The 16,570-nt window shown below is 69.2% G+C and carries 18 protein-coding genes; 16 read left to right on the plus strand and 2 right to left on the minus strand.

Going from position 1 to position 16,570, the window contains the following annotated elements:
• Window positions 1-104 precede the first annotated feature (104 nt).
• The 3 genes from rimM to ACFU7D_RS22215 all read left to right on the plus strand — a co-directional run bounded on the left by rimM (window position 105) and on the right by ACFU7D_RS22215 (window position 3,241).
• Window positions 105-674: a ribosome maturation factor RimM gene (rimM, locus tag ACFU7D_RS22205; protein ID WP_378871283.1), complete on the plus strand. Its 570-nt coding sequence runs from the start codon at window positions 105-107 to the stop codon at window positions 672-674.
• Complete coding sequence (gene trmD / locus ACFU7D_RS22210) at window positions 671-1,828, plus strand: tRNA (guanosine(37)-N1)-methyltransferase TrmD (protein ID WP_378871286.1); 1,158 nt, start codon at window positions 671-673, stop codon at window positions 1,826-1,828. Before rimM ends, trmD begins: the two co-directional genes overlap by 4 nt.
• A 156-nt stretch (window positions 1,829-1,984) precedes the next feature.
• The gene (locus ACFU7D_RS22215) at window positions 1,985-3,241 is read left to right on the plus strand and encodes an ammonium transporter (protein WP_378727843.1); all 1,257 of its coding nucleotides are present in this window, start codon (window positions 1,985-1,987) and stop codon (window positions 3,239-3,241) included.
• A 98-nt stretch (window positions 3,242-3,339) separates the two neighbouring features.
• Here ACFU7D_RS22215 and ACFU7D_RS22220 read toward each other — a convergent pair whose 3' ends face one another.
• Complete coding sequence (locus tag ACFU7D_RS22220) at window positions 3,340-4,551, minus strand: Fic family protein (RefSeq protein WP_378871290.1); 1,212 nt, start codon at window positions 4,549-4,551, stop codon at window positions 3,340-3,342.
• A gap of 249 nt (window positions 4,552-4,800) precedes the next feature.
• Here ACFU7D_RS22220 and rplS point away from each other — a divergent pair, with 249 nt between their 5' ends.
• The 9 genes from rplS (at window position 4,801) to ACFU7D_RS22265 (ending at window position 12,317) form a co-directional block, all read left to right on the plus strand.
• Window positions 4,801-5,151, plus strand: a complete 351-nt coding sequence (rplS, locus tag ACFU7D_RS22225; RefSeq protein ID WP_378727845.1) for a 50S ribosomal protein L19 — start codon at window positions 4,801-4,803, stop codon at window positions 5,149-5,151.
• 123 nt (window positions 5,152-5,274) lie between these two features.
• Entirely contained in the window at window positions 5,275-6,177 is a 903-nt protein-coding gene (gene lepB / locus ACFU7D_RS22230) for a signal peptidase I (RefSeq protein ID WP_378871293.1), read from the plus strand.
• Window positions 6,174-6,866 (plus strand): ribonuclease HII, encoded by a 693-nt coding sequence (locus ACFU7D_RS22235; RefSeq protein WP_378871296.1) that lies wholly within the window; start codon window positions 6,174-6,176, stop codon window positions 6,864-6,866. The genes lepB and ACFU7D_RS22235 overlap by 4 nt, the downstream gene beginning before the upstream one ends.
• Before the next feature lie 82 nt (window positions 6,867-6,948).
• Window positions 6,949-7,257: a DUF2469 domain-containing protein gene (locus ACFU7D_RS22240; protein WP_378871298.1), complete on the plus strand. Its 309-nt coding sequence runs from the start codon at window positions 6,949-6,951 to the stop codon at window positions 7,255-7,257.
• 139 nt (window positions 7,258-7,396) lie between these two features.
• Window positions 7,397-7,762 (plus strand): YraN family protein, encoded by a 366-nt coding sequence (locus ACFU7D_RS22245; RefSeq protein ID WP_091050102.1) that lies wholly within the window; start codon window positions 7,397-7,399, stop codon window positions 7,760-7,762.
• Entirely contained in the window at window positions 7,762-9,345 is a 1,584-nt protein-coding gene (locus ACFU7D_RS22250) for a YifB family Mg chelatase-like AAA ATPase (RefSeq protein ID WP_378871300.1), read from the plus strand. Before ACFU7D_RS22245 ends, ACFU7D_RS22250 begins: the two co-directional genes overlap by 1 nt.
• Window positions 9,342-10,514, plus strand: coding sequence for a DNA-processing protein DprA (gene dprA, locus ACFU7D_RS22255; RefSeq protein ID WP_378871303.1), 1,173 nt, complete (start codon window positions 9,342-9,344; stop codon window positions 10,512-10,514). The genes ACFU7D_RS22250 and dprA overlap by 4 nt, the downstream gene beginning before the upstream one ends.
• A gap of 28 nt (window positions 10,515-10,542) precedes the next feature.
• Complete coding sequence (locus ACFU7D_RS22260) at window positions 10,543-11,505, plus strand: tyrosine recombinase XerC (RefSeq protein WP_378871306.1); 963 nt, start codon at window positions 10,543-10,545, stop codon at window positions 11,503-11,505.
• A 206-nt stretch (window positions 11,506-11,711) separates the two neighbouring features.
• Window positions 11,712-12,317, plus strand: coding sequence for a hypothetical protein (locus ACFU7D_RS22265; protein WP_378871308.1), 606 nt, complete (start codon window positions 11,712-11,714; stop codon window positions 12,315-12,317).
• Here the strand turns inward: ACFU7D_RS22265 and ACFU7D_RS22270 are convergent.
• Window positions 12,236-12,859: a murein hydrolase activator EnvC family protein gene (locus ACFU7D_RS22270; RefSeq protein ID WP_378871311.1), complete on the minus strand. Its 624-nt coding sequence runs from the start codon at window positions 12,857-12,859 to the stop codon at window positions 12,236-12,238. The two genes, ACFU7D_RS22265 and ACFU7D_RS22270, sit on opposite strands and share 82 nt — an antisense overlap.
• A gap of 422 nt (window positions 12,860-13,281) precedes the next feature.
• On the opposite strand from ACFU7D_RS22270, the gene rpsB reads away from it, so the two are divergent.
• From rpsB to frr, 4 genes are all read left to right on the plus strand, one after another.
• Window positions 13,282-14,214 (plus strand): 30S ribosomal protein S2, encoded by a 933-nt coding sequence (gene rpsB, locus ACFU7D_RS22275; RefSeq protein WP_378871313.1) that lies wholly within the window; start codon window positions 13,282-13,284, stop codon window positions 14,212-14,214.
• Window positions 14,215-14,263: 49 nt separating this feature from the next.
• Window positions 14,264-15,073 (plus strand): translation elongation factor Ts, encoded by an 810-nt coding sequence (tsf, locus tag ACFU7D_RS22280; protein WP_378727854.1) that lies wholly within the window; start codon window positions 14,264-14,266, stop codon window positions 15,071-15,073.
• Between the two features lie 168 nt (window positions 15,074-15,241).
• Window positions 15,242-15,955, plus strand: a complete 714-nt coding sequence (gene pyrH / locus ACFU7D_RS22285) for a UMP kinase (RefSeq protein WP_378727855.1) — start codon at window positions 15,242-15,244, stop codon at window positions 15,953-15,955.
• A gap of 63 nt (window positions 15,956-16,018) precedes the next feature.
• On the plus strand, window positions 16,019-16,570 hold a 552-nt coding region (frr, locus tag ACFU7D_RS22290), incomplete at its 3' end, for a ribosome recycling factor (protein WP_378727897.1).

A 16,570-nucleotide genomic window follows, 5' to 3' on the forward strand; every position in this document is an offset into this window, starting at 1 on the left:
ATCCGATAGGGCGAGTAGTCCTACGAACAGCGTGTTACAGCGAGCGGCGCCGCCCCCGCGCTGAGGAGTTCGGCCCTACGTACGCCACCCTCTAGGCTCACCTCGTGGAGTTGATCGAGGTGCTGGTCGGACGGATCGGCAAGCCGCACGGGATCCGAGGGTTCGTGACCGTCGAGGTGCGCACCGACGAGCCCGACCGGCGGTTCGCCGAGGGCACGGTGCTGCGGGCGCGGCCGCCGAAGGGATCGGCGTACGCCGCCAAGGAGCTGACCGTGGAGGGCGCCCGATGGCACGGGCAGGTGCTCCAGATCGCCTTCGAGGAGATCGCCGACCGCAACGAGGCCGAAACGGCTCGCGGGACGCTGCTCTTCGCCGACGTCCCGGCCGAGGAGACCCCCGAGGACCCCGACGAGTACTACGACCATCAGCTCGTCGGCCTGACCGCCTTCGATGAAGAGGGCCGCGAGCTGGGCACGGTGAAGGCGCTGGTCCACGGGGGAGCCCAGGACCTGCTGACGATCCGTACCCCGGACCGGCGCGACGCGCTGGTGCCGTTCGTCAAGGCGCTGGTGCCGGTCGTCGACCTGGTCGAGAAGAAGGTCGTCATCGCCGACCGCCCCGGCCTGGTCACGCCGTTCCCCGAGAGCACCGAGGACGAGGACGACGCCACGTGAGGCTCGACTACCTCACCATCTTCCCCGACTACCTCGCGCCGCTCCGGCTGAGCCTGCCGGGCAAGGCGATCGAGTCCGGGTTGCTGGACCTGCACGTCCACGATCTGCGTGCCTGGGCGCACGACAAGCACCGCACCGTCGACGACACGCCGTACGGCGGTGGCGCCGGGATGGTGATGAAGCCGGAGCCGTTCGGCGAGGCCTTCGACGAGCTGGCGATCGACGGCGCGACCGTGATCGTGACCACCCCGAGCGGCGAGCCGTTCACCCAGGCGTTGGCCCGCGAGCTGTCGACTCGGGAGCGGCTGGTCTTCCTGCTCGGCCGCTACGAGGGCATCGACCAGCGCGTCCTCGACCACGCCGCCACCCGTGCCGAGGTCCGCGAGATCTCCCTGGGCGACTACGTTCTCAACGGGGGAGAGGTGGCCGCGATGGCGATCACGGAGGCCGTCGTACGCCTGCTCCCCGGGTTCATGGGCAACGCCGAGTCGCTCGTGGAGGAGTCCCACGAGGACGGCTTGCTGGAGTACCCGGTCTACACCAAGCCCGCCTCCTGGCGTGACCTCGAGGTCCCGAAGGTGCTGCTCAGCGGCGACCACAAGCGGATCGCGCAGTGGCGCCACGACCAAGCGGTAACCCGGACCTCCGTACGCCGCCCCGACCTGCTCCACGCCTCCCAGGCAGCCACCGAGTGGGAGATCGTGCCCGCCGTACGTGCTGATGTGCCCGAGCTGCACACGCTCCAGCTCGCCTGCTGGGTGCAGGAGATGCACGACAACCCCGGCGTCGCGATCCCGCCGCTGCACGAGTCGCTCGACGACACGACGCGCGCTCTGGAGACCCACGACGTCTACGTGGTCCGCTCCGCCGGGCGGCTGGTCGGCTCGGTCCGTGCCCGGCTCGAGGGCGACGTCTGGGAGATCGGACGGCTGATGACCGCCCCGGACCTGCAGGGCCGGGGTCTGGGTCGTCAGCTGCTCGACCACATCCAGGCGGTGGCGCCGGCGGGTGCCAAGACCCACCAGCTCTTCACCGGAGCGAAGAGTGAGCGGAACCAGAAGATCTACAAGAAGGCCGGCTTCCGCCTGCGCCGTGACCTCGAGGCTCCCTCAGGCGCCGTCATCATGACTAAGACCCATGCAACTCGACGGTAACGGATCAGCAACCGAAAACTCTGTTACTTTTCTGTAACACAAGGCATCCGTCTCTGAAACCTTGCGTCGCAACGATGCCGGGCAATGCGTACGACGAGCGATGTGGCTCGCGTGGCGTCACAGCCCCATCCCGAGACTCAATCAATGAGGCACTGAATGTCTGTCGAACTTGCGTGGCAACTCCTGTGCGCGGCCCTGGTCATCTTCATGACCCCCGGTCTCGCGTTCTTCTACGGCGGCCTGGTGAAGGCCAAGTCCGTCGTCTCGATGATGATGCTGAGCTTCGGCTCGATCGCCGTCGTGACGATCCTCTACGTCCTCTACGGCGGCACCGGCATCGCTGGCAATGGCACCAGCGGTGGGAGCAAGCTCTTCGGTAACCCGTTCGAGGACTTCGGTATGACCGACCTCGTCACCTCCGCCGGTAGCGGCGACGCGGGCAACCTCTTCGGCGGCCACGCCTTCCTGGTCGCCTTCTGCATCATCACCGTCGCCCTGGTCTCGGGGGCCGTCGCCGACCGGGCTCGCTTCTGGCCCTGGATGATCTTCGCCGTCTTCTTCGCGACCTTCGTGGTCTTCCCGACCTTCCGCTGGATCTGGGGCGTGGACTCCGAGGGCAACTTCTACGGCTGGCTCGCCAACAACGTCTACGGCCTCGGTGGCTCCCTCGACTGGGCCGGCGGCACCGTGATCCACCAGTCGGCCGGCGCCGCGGCGCTCGCCCTGGCGCTCGTGCTCGGTCGTCGCAAGGTCGGCTTCTCCAAGGAGGAGACGGTCGCTCACAACGTACCGCTCGTGCTGATCGGCACCGCGATCCTCTGGTTCGGCTGGTTCGGCTTCAACACCGGTGTCTTCGGTGCCGACGAGGGCCAGACCTCGCTGATCTTCCTCAACACCCTGCTGGCCCCGGCCGCGGGTCTGATCGGCTGGATCGTGGTCGAGCAGTTCAAGGACGGCAAGCCGACCGCCGTCGGCGCTGCCTCCGGCATCGTCACCGGCCTGGTCGCGATCACGCCGGCCTGTGCGTTCGTCAGCCCCGTCTGGGCGCTCGTCCTCGGCCTCGTCGCCGGTGCCATCTGCGCCCTGGCTGTCGAGCTCAAGTTCAAGCTCGGCTTCGATGACACGCTCGACGTCGTCGGCATCCACCTCGTCGCCGGTTTCATCGGCTGCGTGTGGGTCGGCATCTTCGGCATGGAGTCGCTCACCGGTGGCAGCCTGGTCTTCGGTGGCAACTTCAAGCTGCTCGGTGCCCAGATCCTCTCCTCGCTCACCGTGATCGTCTACTCGTTCGTCATCGCCTTCGTCATCGGCTTCGCGATCGAGAAGACCGTCGGCTTCCGCGCCAAGGAGGAGGACGAGGTCGCCGGTATCGACACCGTCCTCCACGAGCCGGGCTACTCCGAGCTCGGCTGATCTGATCGCATCCTCCACGAGGCCCGTCCCGTTCGCGGGGCGGGCCTTGCGGCGTACCGAGGTGCCTTCGTCTGCATACCTTGCTGGAGGAGCAGGCCTCAGCGCGGGCCGTACGGAAGCTGTCGGGCCTGATGCTGGATGCGGGCGCTGAGGTCCTCGACCTCGGCCAGCACCGCCGGCGCGACCCACACGGGGGAGCGGCGCGTGCGTTTGGTGCGGGTGAGGACTCCGACATGCTCCAAGCCGTCGATCGTCCCCTCCGGGTCCTCGATGCCGAGGCTCTTGGTGACCAGCTCGGCGTTGAGGATGGGCTCCTCGGTGAGCAGGTCGAGAAGACGGTACGCAGCAGACCCGGGCCGTGGGTCACCGGCCGCCTCACCCCAGCCGCGCCGGATGCTCTCCAGCGTCTCGGCCGTCTTCCACGACTCCGTCGTCGCGATCGTCGTCGAGGCGGCGAGCATGGCGATGATCGTGGACGCCGTGCCGGCCCGGTAGTCGTTGAGGGCGGCGAAGTAGCGGTCGCGGTGGGCGACGAGCGCCGATGCGATCGGGACGGCCAGGTGGCGCGAGGCGCGGCGTCGTCGGAGCACGGCGTGGATCAGCGCCCGACCGATCCGGCCGTTGCCGTCGATGAAGGGGTGGATCGACTCGAACTGGGCGTGCACGATCGCCGCCTGGGCGATGGGGGAGAGGTCGTCGCGGTTCGCGAAGGCGACCAGGTCCTCGATGTAGTCGACGACCGTCTCCGGCGGCGGTGGCACGTGGAGGGTGTCGCGGGGCGCGTAGTCGGAGCCGCCGACCCAGTTCTGCACGACGCGGAACCTGCCGGCGTTGGCCGCCTCGTCGGGATGGCGTGCGAACAGGTCCCGGTGGGCGCGCAGGATCGCGTCGGAGGTGATCTTGCGGGTCGTGTCGGCCTCGCTGATCAGCCGCTGCATCGCCTGGGTCGCGGATGCCATCGAGGTCGCCGAGGAGCTGGCGCCGATGCCGAGGAGGGCCCGACCGTAGTCGGCCATGCTGGCCTCGACGTGCTCGATCTTGGAGGAGTCGATCGCCTCGGTGCGCAGCTGCAGATGGTTGAGCCCGTCCATCGTCCGGCCGTGGACCAGGTCGAGATGACGGAGCGCGCCCGCACTGGCGGTCGTCATCGCCGCCACCGGCCGCTCCAGCGCCAGGTCGAGGTCGGCGATGTGAGGAGGCAGCGCCACCGTGACCTCACGGAGCAGCCGGTCAACGCGCGGGCCGCGCGGGATCCGCTGCCGGTAGGGGCGCGTCACGTAGGTGTGCGGTGGCCAGTCGGTGTCGGTCACGAGGGAATCCTCGCAGGGGGCGCCGCGTACGTCTCGATTCTCGGCGGCCCGCGGCGCTGTGGCAGACTTGTGGACCGGTCCAGTCGGCCGAAGCACGCTCCGAAGAAGACACCCGGAGGTGTCGTGACGGGCTCCTGCCACAGGGGGAACCGTGCGCCGCCGGCCAGCGTGGCTGGACCACCGCCAAAGATAGCCCTGACCAGGGCATGGATGACCGCGATCGGCCTGTGGCGAGCGTGAGGAGAAATGATGAGCAACGTACTCGCCGAGGTCGGCAACGCCTCCAAGCGCGACGACCTGCCGGAGTTCCGCGCCGGTGACACCGTCAAGGTGCACGTCAAGGTCGTCGAGGGCAGCCGGTCCCGCGTCCAGGTCTTCCAGGGCGTCGTGATCCGCGTCCACGGTTCCGGCATCGGCCGCACCTTCACCGTCCGCAAGGTCTCCTTCGGCGTTGGTGTCGAGCGCACCTTCCCGCTGCACTCCCCGATCTTCGAGCAGATCGAGGTCGTCACCCGCGGTGACGTCCGTCGCGCGAAGCTCTACTACCTGCGCAACCTGCGCGGCAAGAAGGCGAAGATCAAGGAGCGCCGCGAGGCCTGAGCGGCTGGGGCTTGATCAGCGGAGCGAAGCGACGCCCGATCTGCCCCAGACCGAGGCCTGAGAGGTCCCTGAAGATAGCGAGTCGATGAGGCTCGTTGTGGAGGAACTCTCTAGACTCACCGCGTGACTTCGAACGACCGCGATCCTTCCGTCGGCGTAGGGCCCCAGGCCCGCTGGGACGGGCCCGAGACAGGGGGATCGCGGTCGTTCTCGTCTTCTCCACAGGCCCCGCGCTGGGCCGCTGAGCAACAGGGCCCGGCCAACGGCCCGCGCCGCGAGGAGGAGCACAAGCCCCGCCTGTCGGCCTGGCAGGAGGGCATCGTCCTGGTCGTGCTGGCCGTGCTGGTCGCGGTCGTCGTGAAGGCCCTGTTCGTGCAGGCCTTCTACATCCCCTCGGAGTCCATGGAGCCCGGCCTGCAGGGTGGCCCGTCGGTGGCGACCGACGACCGGGTGCTCGTGGAGAAGCCGTCCTACTGGCTCGCCGGCACCCCTCAGCGCGGCGACGTCGTGGTCTTCTCCGACCCGGGCTCCTGGCTCGGTGTCGACGAGTCGGCAGGTCCCAGCAACATCTTCGGCAAGGCGCTCGCGGTCATCGGTCTCTACCCCGAGGGGGGCCACTTGGTGAAGCGTGTCATCGGGGTCCCCGGCGACGTCATCGAGTGCTGCGACAAGCAGGGTCGACTGATGGTCAACGGCGTCCCGATCGACGAGCCGTACGCCCGGCCCTCCCAGACCAAGTGCGGCCGCCCCAACAAGGAGGGCGAGTGCTTCGGGCCGATGCCCGGCAACCGCCACTGGGAGGCCGGTCCGGTGCCCGAGGGTTCGCTGTTCGTGATGGGCGACAACCGGGCCAACTCGGCCGACTCGACCGTGCACATGTGCACGGCCAACGAGACCGACTGCGCGCTGGTGCCCTGGGTGCCGGAGGACAACGTGGTCGGCAAGGTCGTCGCGCTGGGCTGGCCGCTGGACCGGGCGAAGTGGATCCACCGCCCCGAGAGCTTCGAGGACGTGCCGTCACCGTGAGTGCTGCGCCGACCTTGCGAGTCGAGCGGTCCATGCTGCGCGACGGCGTCACCCATCTCGGCGCCGTCGACGAGGTCGGGCGCGGCGCGCTCTGCGGGCCGGTCTCGATCGGGATCGTGGTGATCACCGCTTCCACTCGGACGGCACCCCAGGGCGTACGCGACTCCAAGCTGCTCACTCCTGAGGCCCGCGAGATGCTCGCGCCGAAGGTGCGCCGGTGGGCCGTCGACTCCGCCGTCGGGCATGCGCTGGCCTCCGAGATCGACGAGGTCGGGATCATGGCCGCGATGCGGCTGGCCGGTCAGCGAGCGTTGAGCGCCCTGGACGTACGTCCCGACGCGCTGCTGCTCGATGGCAACCACAACTATCTGACCCCGCCCGTGCAGGAGGGGCTCTTCGGTGAGGTCTCCGCGATGGTGGAGGAGGTCGAGGTGCCGCCGGTGACGACGATGATCAAGGCCGACATGAAGTGCGCCGCCGTCGCCGCCGCCTCGATCCTGGCGAAGACCTCGCGCGACGCGCTGATGGTCGCGCTCCACGAGGAGTATCCCGACTACGCGTGGGCCGACAACAAGGGCTACTCCGCCCCCGCCCACATCGCCGCGCTGGAGCGCCTGGGGCCCTCGGCATATCACCGGCGCTCGTGGAGTCTTCCCGGAACTTCCCGGGAGTTGGCTCTAGAGTCCTAGGCATGAGCGAGCGTCAGCGAGCGACCGATGACCTCAGGCCGCCGCCTCCGTATTCTTCGCTTCCCTCTACGGAGGAGGCGGCATGAGCGCGGAGGATCTCGAGAAGTACGAGACCGAGATGGAACTGACCCTCTACCGCGAGTATCGCGACGTGGTCGGCATCTTCAAGTACGTCGTCGAGACCGACCGCCGCTTCTATCTGTGCAACCAGGTCGACGTGCGGGCGCGTACGGACTTGGGGGACGTCTACTTCGAGGTGTCGATGAACGACGTCTGGGTGTGGGACATGTATCGGCCGGCCCGGTTCGCGAAGGCGGTCAAGGTGCTCACCTTCAAGGACGTCAACGTCGAGACGCTCAACCCGACCGACATCGACCAGCCGTTGGACTGATGGCGGGCTGATCTCGGGCCAGGTGCTGTCCACAGGGCGATCTCGATCCGGGGTTATCCCCAGGCGCCCCGGACCCAGCCCTGATTGTCGGTGCTCGCGATGAGTCTGGACCTCGAAGCCGAATGGCAGGAGGCCCATGATGAGTTCAACGGCGCCGGCGCGGATCGCGCTGGGAAACTACGGCGAATCGGTCGCCGAGAGGCACTTGGTCGAGGCGGGTATGACCGTGCTCGACCGCAACTGGCGGTGCACTGACGGGGAGATCGACCTGGTCCTGCGCGAGGGCGACACCCTCGTCGTGTGCGAGGTCAAGACCCGCAGCCATGACGGGTGCGGCACTCCGCACGAGGCGGTCGACAAGACCAAGCTCGACCGGCTGAAGCGGTTGGCGATCGCCTGGCTGGAGCAGCACGACGTGCGTGCTCCGGGGATCCGGATCGATCTCGTCGCGGTGATGCACGCGCCCCGTGGCTCGGCGCTGGTCGATCACGTCAGGGGCCTGTGATGGGATACGCGCGAGCTCATGGCGTCGCCCTTCGGGGCGCGGTCGGTCACCTGGTCGACGTGCAGGCCGATGTCTCGCCCGGTCTGGTCGGGGTGACGCTGGTCGGGCGTGCCGACAGCGTGCTGGCCGAGGGGCGCGACCGGGTGCGGATGGCGATCATCAACTCCGACCTCGAATGGCCCGCGACCAAGCGGATCACCGTGCTGCTCTCGCCGGCCGACCTGCCGAAGGGCGGGTCGCACTACGACCTCGCGATGGCGTTGGCGATCCTCGCGGCCGGTGGCGAGCTCGAGACGACCGGGCTGGAACGCACGGTCTTCATCGGCGAGCTGGCGCTCGACGGTGGGCTGCGGCCGACCTCCGGTGTGCTCCCGATGGTGCTCTCCGCCTCCCACGCCGGGATCGCGCGGGTGGTGGTGCCGGAGCCGCAGGTGGCCGAGGCGCGGATGGTGCCGGGGATGGAGATCCTGGGGTTCCGGTCGCTGGGCCAGGTGGTCGCCGAGCTGCGTGGCGAGCCGGTGCCCGACGCGCCGCCGGTCGCCACCGGCACCGGCGGCAGCCTGCTCGGCTGGCGGGGTGATCGCAGGCTCGACGACATGGACATGTCCGACCTTCGTGGCATGCCCGAGACCCGCTATGCGGTCGAGGTCGCGGCGGCCGGTGGACACCACCTGCTGCTCAAGGGGCCGAAGGGCTGCGGGAAGACCTCGATCGCCGAGCGGATCCCGACGATCCTGCCCGATCTCTCCCGTGAGGAGTCGCTGGAAGTGATGGCGGTGCAGTCGCTGGCCGGGGTGCTCGACGTCGACCGAGGGCTGCTGACCCGTCCGCCGTTCGCGGCCCCGCACCACGACGCCTCCAAACCCGGGATCGTCGGCGGTGGCACCGGCAGGGTCCGTCCCGGCCAGGTCTCGCTGTCCCACGCCGGCGTTCTCTTCCTCGATGAGTTCCCGTTGTTCAAGAGTGACGTCATCGAGTGCCTGCGCGAGCCGCTGGAGAGCGGCGACATCACGGTGTCGCGAGGCGAGGAGTCGGTGACGCTGCCAGCACGCGCCCTGGTCGTGCTCGCCGCCAACCCGTGTCCCTGCGGCAACTTCGACGCCTCGATCACCAAGGACGGCTGCATCTGCCGGTCGAACGAGCGCCAGTCCTACGAGCGGAAGGTCTCCGGACCGATCACGGACCGCATCGACATCATCCGCACGCTGCGGCCGATGTCCGAGCAGAACCATGATCCGTGGGGCTCGGAGACCAGCGCCGACATCCGTGAACGGGTCACGGCGGCCAGACGCCGCCAGCGCGAGCGCTACGCCGACTTCGGCTGGCGGCTCAACGGGCAGGCCAGCGGCATCGCGCTGCGCGACAACTGGCCGCTGCCGCCATCGGCCGAAGCGCTCATCGACTCTCGGATCTTCTCCGGCGCCCTGACCCGTCGCGGCGCGGTCCGCGTGCATCGCCTCGCGTGGACGGTTGCCGACCTTGCCGGGGTCGACTGGCCGGGGGTCACCGAGACCGAGACGGCGCTCGCGCTGCGCAACGGCGGCTCGCTCACGGTGTCGGTGTTCGAGGGGAGGTCGGCATGACCGCGGAGCCCGTCGCACCGACCTTCACCGACCTCGAGCGCGAGCGTCTGGCCCGGGTCGCGCTGACCCAGTTGATTGAGCCCGGCACCCCGCTGCTCGACACCTGCATGGTGGGATCCACCGCGACCGAGGTCTACCGGCGCTTTGCAGAGGAGGATCCCGAGCTCGGCGACGACGGCCTCGAAGCGAGGCTACGACTGGCCCAGATCCACCCCGACCGCGACCTGGAGCGGGCGAGCAACGCCGGGTTCCGCTACGTCATCCCCGGCGACGAGGAGTGGCCCGTTCAGGTCGAGCGGCTCGCCGGGCAGGAGCCCCTTCAACACCGCACTGGCACGCCGCTCGGTCTGTGGGTGCGAGGACCGCTCCTGCTCAGCGACCTCGACCGGTCGGTCGCCATCGTCGGGTCCCGGGACGCCACCGCCTATGGCGCCGACGCCGCGGCGCGGATCGCGGCGGATCTGGCGGTCAACGACTTCGTGACGGTCTCCGGGGCAGCGGTCGGCATCGACGCGGCCGCTCACCGGGGCGCGCTCACCGGGCCGCCGGGCAGCACCGTCGCCGTGCTCGCAGGTGGCGTCGACGTTCCATACCCGCTGCGCAACCGGCGCCTGCTCGACGCGATAGCCGAGGGCGGAGCGGTGATCTCGGAGATCGCGCCGGGGTTCCCTGTCACCCGCTATCGATTCCTTTCCCGCAACCGGATCATCGCCGCCCTCGCCCGGGGCACCGTGGTCGTCGAGGCCGCAGCGCGCAGCGGCTCTCTCAACACCTCACACTGGGCCTACAGCATCAACACACCTGTCATGGCGGTGCCGGGTCAGGTGGGCGCGATGACCTCGGTCGGCACCCACGAGCTGGTCCGCAGTGGGAAGGGCGTCCTGGTGACCGACGGTCTCGACGTGCGCGAGCTCGTCGGCGACATGGGCGAGGCGGTCCCCGAGGAACCCCGAGGCCCCGTACGCCGCCGCGACTCGCTCACCTCCGTCGAGAAGCAGGTCCTCGATGCGGTCCCGGTGAGCAGCCCCTCGTCACAGCTCGCGATCGCGAGATCCGCCTGCCTGCACCCGAAGACTGCCGGCACCGCGCTGTCCCGACTCGAGGCGCTCGGTCTCGCCGAGCGGTTCCCCGACGGGTGGCAGCTGGCCCCGGGCGCGGCTCGCACCTGAGGCCCGGGCAAACACCTATCCTGGCTCGGTGAGCGCTGATCCCGAGGTGGACCCGGAGGGCGGGTCCACGGAAGCGGAGCTCCCCGAGGTCTACGCCGCGCTGCTCGGGGACTACGAGCGACACCTCTCCGCCGAACGTGGCCTCTCCGACCACACGGTCCGGGCCTACCTGGGCGACATCCGCAGCCTCCTCGACCACGCCGACCGGATGGGCCGCACCGAGCCCGAGGCGATCGACCTGCGCACTCTGCGCAGCTGGCTGGCCAAGCAGCAGACGACCGGCCACTCACGTACGACCCTGGCCCGGAGGGCCACCGCGGCCCGGGTCTTCTGCGGATGGCTGGTCCGGACCGGCCGGGCACAGGTCGATGCCGGCGCCGCGCTCGGCTCGCCCAAGGCCCACCGCACGCTTCCGCCCGTACTGCGCCCCGACGAGGTCGAGTCCCTCATCGCCGCAGCCATCACCGCGGCCGAGGACGGCACGCCGCTGGGGATGCGCGACATCGCCCTCCTGGAGATGCTCTACGCGACCGGCGCGCGCGTCGGTGAGCTCGTCGGCCTCGACCTGGACGATGTCGACTACGAGCGCCGGGTCGTCCGGGTGCTCGGCAAGGGACGCAAGGAGCGGATGGTGCCCTTCGGCGGCCCCGCGGTGCGGGCGCTCGACCGTTGGGTCGTCCGTGGCCGCCCGCAGTTGCTCACCGAGTCTTCCGGCCCGGCCCTGTTCCTCGGCGCTCGCGGCGGCCGGCTCGACCAGCGCGCCGTACGCACCCTCGTCCACCGCCGCCTCGCCGACGTCCCCGGCGCCCCCGACCTCGGCCCCCACGGACTGCGCCACAGCACCGCCACCCACCTCCTCGAGGGTGGCGCCGATCTGCGCTCGGTCCAAGAGCTTCTCGGTCACGCCAGCCTGGCCACCACCCAGATCTACACCCACGTCAGCAGCGCCCGGCTCCGCAAGGCCTACCGCCAGGCCCACCCTCGCGCCTGACCCGCCGAGCCGTCACTTGCGTCGGCCGAGTCGGCAGTTGCGGTGGCCGAAACCGTAGTCGTGGGTGACGGAACTCGACTTTCGCGACCCATGACTCACTTCTCGGCCGCACGACCGTCGACTCGGCGGGGCCTACGCCAGATCGCGTACGCAGTCACCGCCGTCGCGCGGACGCCGGGGCGGCGCTGCCCGGCCAGTCTGAGGGCATGACCAGGAACTCGACGTCCAACAGGCAGGCGCGACTGCGGCCCGGCGTACGCAAGGCAGTGCTCGTGCTCCATCTCCTCGGGGTGGGAGCTTGGCTCGGCATCGACGTGGTGGTGGGCATCATGGCGGCCGTCGGTTCGGGATCGGGCGACGCCGCCGACCGTGGTCTGGCGCTGCAGGTGATCGGCACCTATCTCGCGGGCCCGATGCTCGCGGCGGGGTTGATCGTGCTGGCGACCGGACTGGCGCTCGGCTGGGGGAGCAAGTGGGGGCTGGCGCGGTTCTGGTGGGTCGCGGTGAAGCTGGTCGTCAACATCGTGCTGGTGGCGCTGATCCTCTTCGTCCTGATGCCGGGTATGGAGCAGGTGCGGATCATCGGCGAGGTCCTGGCCGCGACCGGCGAGCTGACCGGTGACATCAGCAACCTACGGTTCCCGCCGGCCGTTTCGCTGACCGCCCTCACGATCGCCGTCGTCTTGTCGGTCTACAAACCCTGGGGACGGACGCGGTTCGGTGAGTCGGCCTACCTGACCGGGTCGCTGCGCCAGAGGGGGAGGAGTCGGACCGGCTCCGGCGCGTCGACGAGCAGCAGCGGGTCGAGGTAGACATCGTCGGCGTTGCGGATCCAACCCCAGTGCAGGCAGGTGGCCGGGAAGCAGTGCGAGCCGGCGGTACCGAGCCGGCCCAACGACGCTCCGGCTGCGACCGGGTCGCCGACGGCCACGGTGGCCGCGACCGGCTCATAGGTGGTCCGGGTGGCTCCGTGGTCGACGGTCACCACCGCCTTGCCGGCGATCAGTCCGACGAAGGCGACCGTCCCGGCCAACGCGGCGCGCACGACCGCGCCCGGCGGCCCGGCCAAGTCCACGCCGCGATGACCTGCACCCCACGGAGCATCTGGCGGGTCGAAGCGGCGCACGACCTTCGGCTGGGGTGTCAGTGGCCACACGCCTCGGGGGACCTCGTCGGCTTCTCCGACCGGGCTCGGACCCTCGTCGTGGCCCACAGCCCCACCCAGCGCGGCGCCGGTCGGCGCCACCTCGGCACGTGGCGTTCCGAGGGCTGGGCTTGCCGGGGCGATGAGGACGACGAGGAACAGGGCCGCGACGAGGGCGCGGGCCCGGTCGGAGAGGCGGTACGAGGTCATGACGAGCAGACAACCCCGGATCGAGGACCCGCACAACGAGCGCCGTACGTCCTGTGGAGAACCCCGTCCCGAAACACCCCTGTGGACACTGATCGGCCCGCGCCGGAGCCGGTCACGGAGGATTGGCCCGAGACACCGGTCGGCGGCTAGTCTTGGACCGGCAGCCCCCTGTGGGCTGACTTCGCACGCCAGCAGACCGCGACGGTATCTCGCTCCGAGACGCCGGTCGCCCGCGGGCGCGGCCCTCAGTCCCGAGCAGCACGCTCAGGTCGGACCGCGTGCAGGCGTCAGGGCCCATCACCACCGATGGGCGCGAAACTGAAAACCGACCGGCTCGCGCCAACACCCGCCCGACCTCGAGAAACGCAAGGTCGAGCCACCAGCGGTGCACGCGCGGGCCACCACCTAGGAGAAAAAACATCATGGCAGTCGTGACCATGCGCCAGCTCCTCGAGAGCGGCGTCCACTTCGGACACCAGACCCGTCGCTGGAACCCGAAGATGAAGCGGTTCATCCTCACCGACCGCAACGGCATCTACATCATCGACCTGCAGCAGTCGCTGGCCTACATCGACCGCAGCTACGCCTTCATCAAGGAGACCGTGGCCAAGGGCGGGACGATCATGTTCGTCGGCACCAAGAAGCAGGCCCAGGAGGCCATCGCCGAGCAGGCGACCCGCGTCGGCATGCCCTACGTCAACCAGCGCTGGCTGGGCGGCATGCTCACCAACTTCCAGACCGTGCACCAGCGGATCAACCGCCTCAAGGAGCTCGACGAGGTCAACTTCGACGACGTCGCCGGCTCGGGCCGCACGAAGAAGGAGCTCCTGCAGATGAAGCGGGAGCGCGACAAGCTCGAGAAGACCCTGGGCGGCATCCGCGAGATGGGCCGGACCCCGTCCGCCGTCTGGATCGTCGACACCAAGAAGGAGCACCTCGCTGTCGAGGAGGCTCGCAAGCTCAGGATCCCGATCGTCGGCATCCTGGACACCAACTGCGACCCCGACGAGGTCGACTTCCCGATCCCGGGCAACGACGACGCCATCCGCGCGGTCGGCCTGCTGACCCGCGTGGTCGCCGACGCCGTCGCCGAGGGCCTCATCGCCCGCTCCGGTGGCAAGACCGAGGGCACCGAGGGCGCCACCGCCGAGGAGCCGCTGGCCGAGTGGGAGCGCGAGCTCCTGGCGACCCCGGCTGCCGAGGAGGCCAAGGCCGAGGAGACCCCGGCTGCCGAGGAGGCCAAGGCCGAGGAGACCCCGGCTGCGGAGGCCCCCGCCGCGGAGGCTGCTGAGACCACCGAGGCTCCGGCCGAGGAGACCCCCGCCGAGGCCCCTGAGGCCCCGGCCGAGGCCTGAGCCTCATCGTCCACCCAAGAGCCACTTAACAAGTCAGAGGAAGACACACATGGCTTACACCGCTGCCGACGTCAAGAAGCTCCGTGAGCTGACCCAGGCCGGCATGATGGACTGCAAGAAGGCGCTCGACGAGGCTGACGGCAACTTCGACAAGGCTGTCGAGATCCTTCGCGTCAAGGGCACGGCCAAGGCCGCCGCCCGCGCCGCGGAGCGCACCACCTCGGCCGGCCTCGTCGCCGCGTCCGGCAACGCGCTGGTCAGCCTCCTCTCGGAGACCGACTTCGTTGCCAAGAACGAGGGCTTCGTCGCTGCTGCCCAGCAGATCGCCGATGCTGCCGACGCCAACAAGGCCAACGACCTCGAGGCCCTCAAGGCCGTCTCGCTCGGCGACAAGACGGTCGGCGAGACCGTCGAGGAGCTCGCCCGCACCATCGGCGAGAAGATCGAGCTCGGCCAGGTGGCCTACTTCGAGGGTGAGACCACGGTCTACCTGCACAAGAAGGCCTCCGACCTGCCGCCGAGCCTCGGCGTCCTGGTCGCCTACGAGGGTGACGAGGCGGCCGCGAAGCAGGCCGCCCAGCAGGCTGCTGCGCTCAAGGCGGAGTACCTCACCTCCGACGAGGTGCCGGCCGACGTGGTCGACGCCGAGAAGGACGTCCTCACCAAGAAGACGCTCGAGGAGGGCAAGCCCGAGGCTGCCGTCGCCAAGATCGTCGAGGGTCGGATCAAGGCGTTCTTCAAGGAGATCGTCCTGCTCGACCAGGAGTCGGTCTTCGAGTCGAAGAAGTCCGTCAAGCAGGTCCTCGACGCCGCTAACACGCAGGTGAAGCAGTTCGCCCGCTTCGACGTCGGCGCCTGAACCGAGCCTGATTCCGCGCGCACAGCGCGCGATCGGTTAGGTTGAGCAGCAACGTACGACGAAAGGGGCCGGTCCGATGAACCGAATGGTGATCATCGGACCGGCCCTTTCGTACGCCACCCCCGCATGCACCACCCCGCAAGAGGTCGCCCCAGGAAAGGCCACGGCATGACCCGCTACCAGCGCATCCTGATCAAGCTGTCCGGAGAGAACTTCGGCGGTGGCGAGGTCGGTGTCGACCCCATCGTGGTCGCCTCGATCGCCAAGGAGATCTCCGCTGTCGCCGCCTCCGGCGTGCAGGTCGCGATCGTTGTCGGCGGCGGCAACTTCTTCCGCGGCGCCGAGCTCCAGCTGGCCGGCATGGACCGGTCCCGCGCCGACTACATGGGCATGCTCGGCACCGTCATGAACTGCCTCGCGCTGCAGGACTTCCTCGAGAAGGAGGGTGTCGACACCCGCGTGCAGACGGCGATCACGATGGGCCAGGTCGCCGAGCCCTACATCCCGCGCAAGGCCATGCGTCACCTCGAGAAGGGCCGCGTCGTCATCTTCGGCGCGGGTTCCGGGATGCCCTACTTCTCCACCGACACCGTTGCCGCCCAGCGCGCCCTCGAGGTACACGCCGAGGTGGTCCTGATGGCCAAGAACGGCGTCGACGGGGTCTACACCGCCGACCCGAAGAAGGACCCGACGGCGACGAAGTACGATGAGATCACCTTTGGTGAGGCGCTGCAGAAGCAGCTCAAGATCGCCGACGCCACCGCGTTCGCCCTCTGCATGGAGAACAAGATGCCGATCGTCGTCTACGGCGCGGAGGACGAGGGGGCGGTCTACCGGATCGTCCAGGGTGAGAAGATCGGTACGCTCGTCACCGCTGGCTGAGCGGCACGAGCCCACACGCCACCCACACCCACAACACTTACGAGCGCACAGGAGCATCCGGTGATCAACGACATCCTCAACGAGGCCGACAGCAAGATGGTGAAGTCGGTGGACTCCACGCGTGAGGACTTCGCCACGATTCGTGCCGGCCGGGCGACCCCGCAGATGTTCAGCAAGATCCTGGTCGACTACTACGGCACCCCGACGCCGATCCAGCAGCTCGCCTCGTTCACCAGCCCCGAGCCGCGGATCATCAACATCGCCCCGTTCGACATCGGCGCGATGGCCAACGTCGAGAAGGCGATCCGCGACTCCGACCTCGGTGTCAACCCGTCCAACGACGGCAAGATCCTGCGTGCGGTCTTCCCGGAGCTGACCGAGGAGCGCCGCAAGGAATACATCAAGCTCGCCAAGGAGAAGGCCGAGCAGGGTCGTATTTCGGTGCGCCAGGTGCGCCAGAAGGCCAAGCAGGGTCTCGAGAAGCTCGAGAAGGACGGCGAGGCCAGCAAGGACGACGTCACCGGTGCCGAGAAGCGCCTCGACGGCCTCACCAAGAAGCACACCGACGCGATCGATGAGCTGCTCAAGTCCAAGGAAGCCGAGCTGCTAGAGGTC

This window comes from Nocardioides sp. NPDC057577, assembly GCF_042801335.1.
Lineage (GTDB): Bacteria > Actinomycetota > Actinomycetes > Propionibacteriales > Nocardioidaceae > Nocardioides.

Excerpts from the sequence above, each read along its gene's own strand:
- ACFU7D_RS22245 (WP_091050102.1), top strand. The coding sequence starts at position 7,397 with ATGAGTTCAACGGCGCCGGCGCGGATCGCGCTGGGAAACTACGGCGAA.
- dprA (WP_378871303.1), top strand. The coding sequence starts at position 9,342 with ATGACCGCGGAGCCCGTCGCACCGACCTTCACCGACCTCGAGCGCGAG.
- pyrH (WP_378727855.1), top strand. The coding sequence starts at position 15,242 with ATGACCCGCTACCAGCGCATCCTGATCAAGCTGTCCGGAGAGAACTTC.
- ACFU7D_RS22270 (WP_378871311.1), bottom strand. The coding sequence starts at position 12,859 with ATGACCTCGTACCGCCTCTCCGACCGGGCCCGCGCCCTCGTCGCGGCC.
- ACFU7D_RS22240 (WP_378871298.1), top strand. The coding sequence starts at position 6,949 with ATGAGCGCGGAGGATCTCGAGAAGTACGAGACCGAGATGGAACTGACC.
- tsf (WP_378727854.1), top strand. The coding sequence starts at position 14,264 with ATGGCTTACACCGCTGCCGACGTCAAGAAGCTCCGTGAGCTGACCCAG.
- rpsB (WP_378871313.1), top strand. The coding sequence starts at position 13,282 with ATGGCAGTCGTGACCATGCGCCAGCTCCTCGAGAGCGGCGTCCACTTC.
- rplS (WP_378727845.1), top strand. The coding sequence starts at position 4,801 with ATGAGCAACGTACTCGCCGAGGTCGGCAACGCCTCCAAGCGCGACGAC.
- ACFU7D_RS22265 (WP_378871308.1), top strand. The coding sequence starts at position 11,712 with ATGACCAGGAACTCGACGTCCAACAGGCAGGCGCGACTGCGGCCCGGC.
- ACFU7D_RS22215 (WP_378727843.1), top strand. The coding sequence starts at position 1,985 with ATGTCTGTCGAACTTGCGTGGCAACTCCTGTGCGCGGCCCTGGTCATC.
- ACFU7D_RS22250 (WP_378871300.1), top strand. The coding sequence starts at position 7,762 with ATGGGATACGCGCGAGCTCATGGCGTCGCCCTTCGGGGCGCGGTCGGT.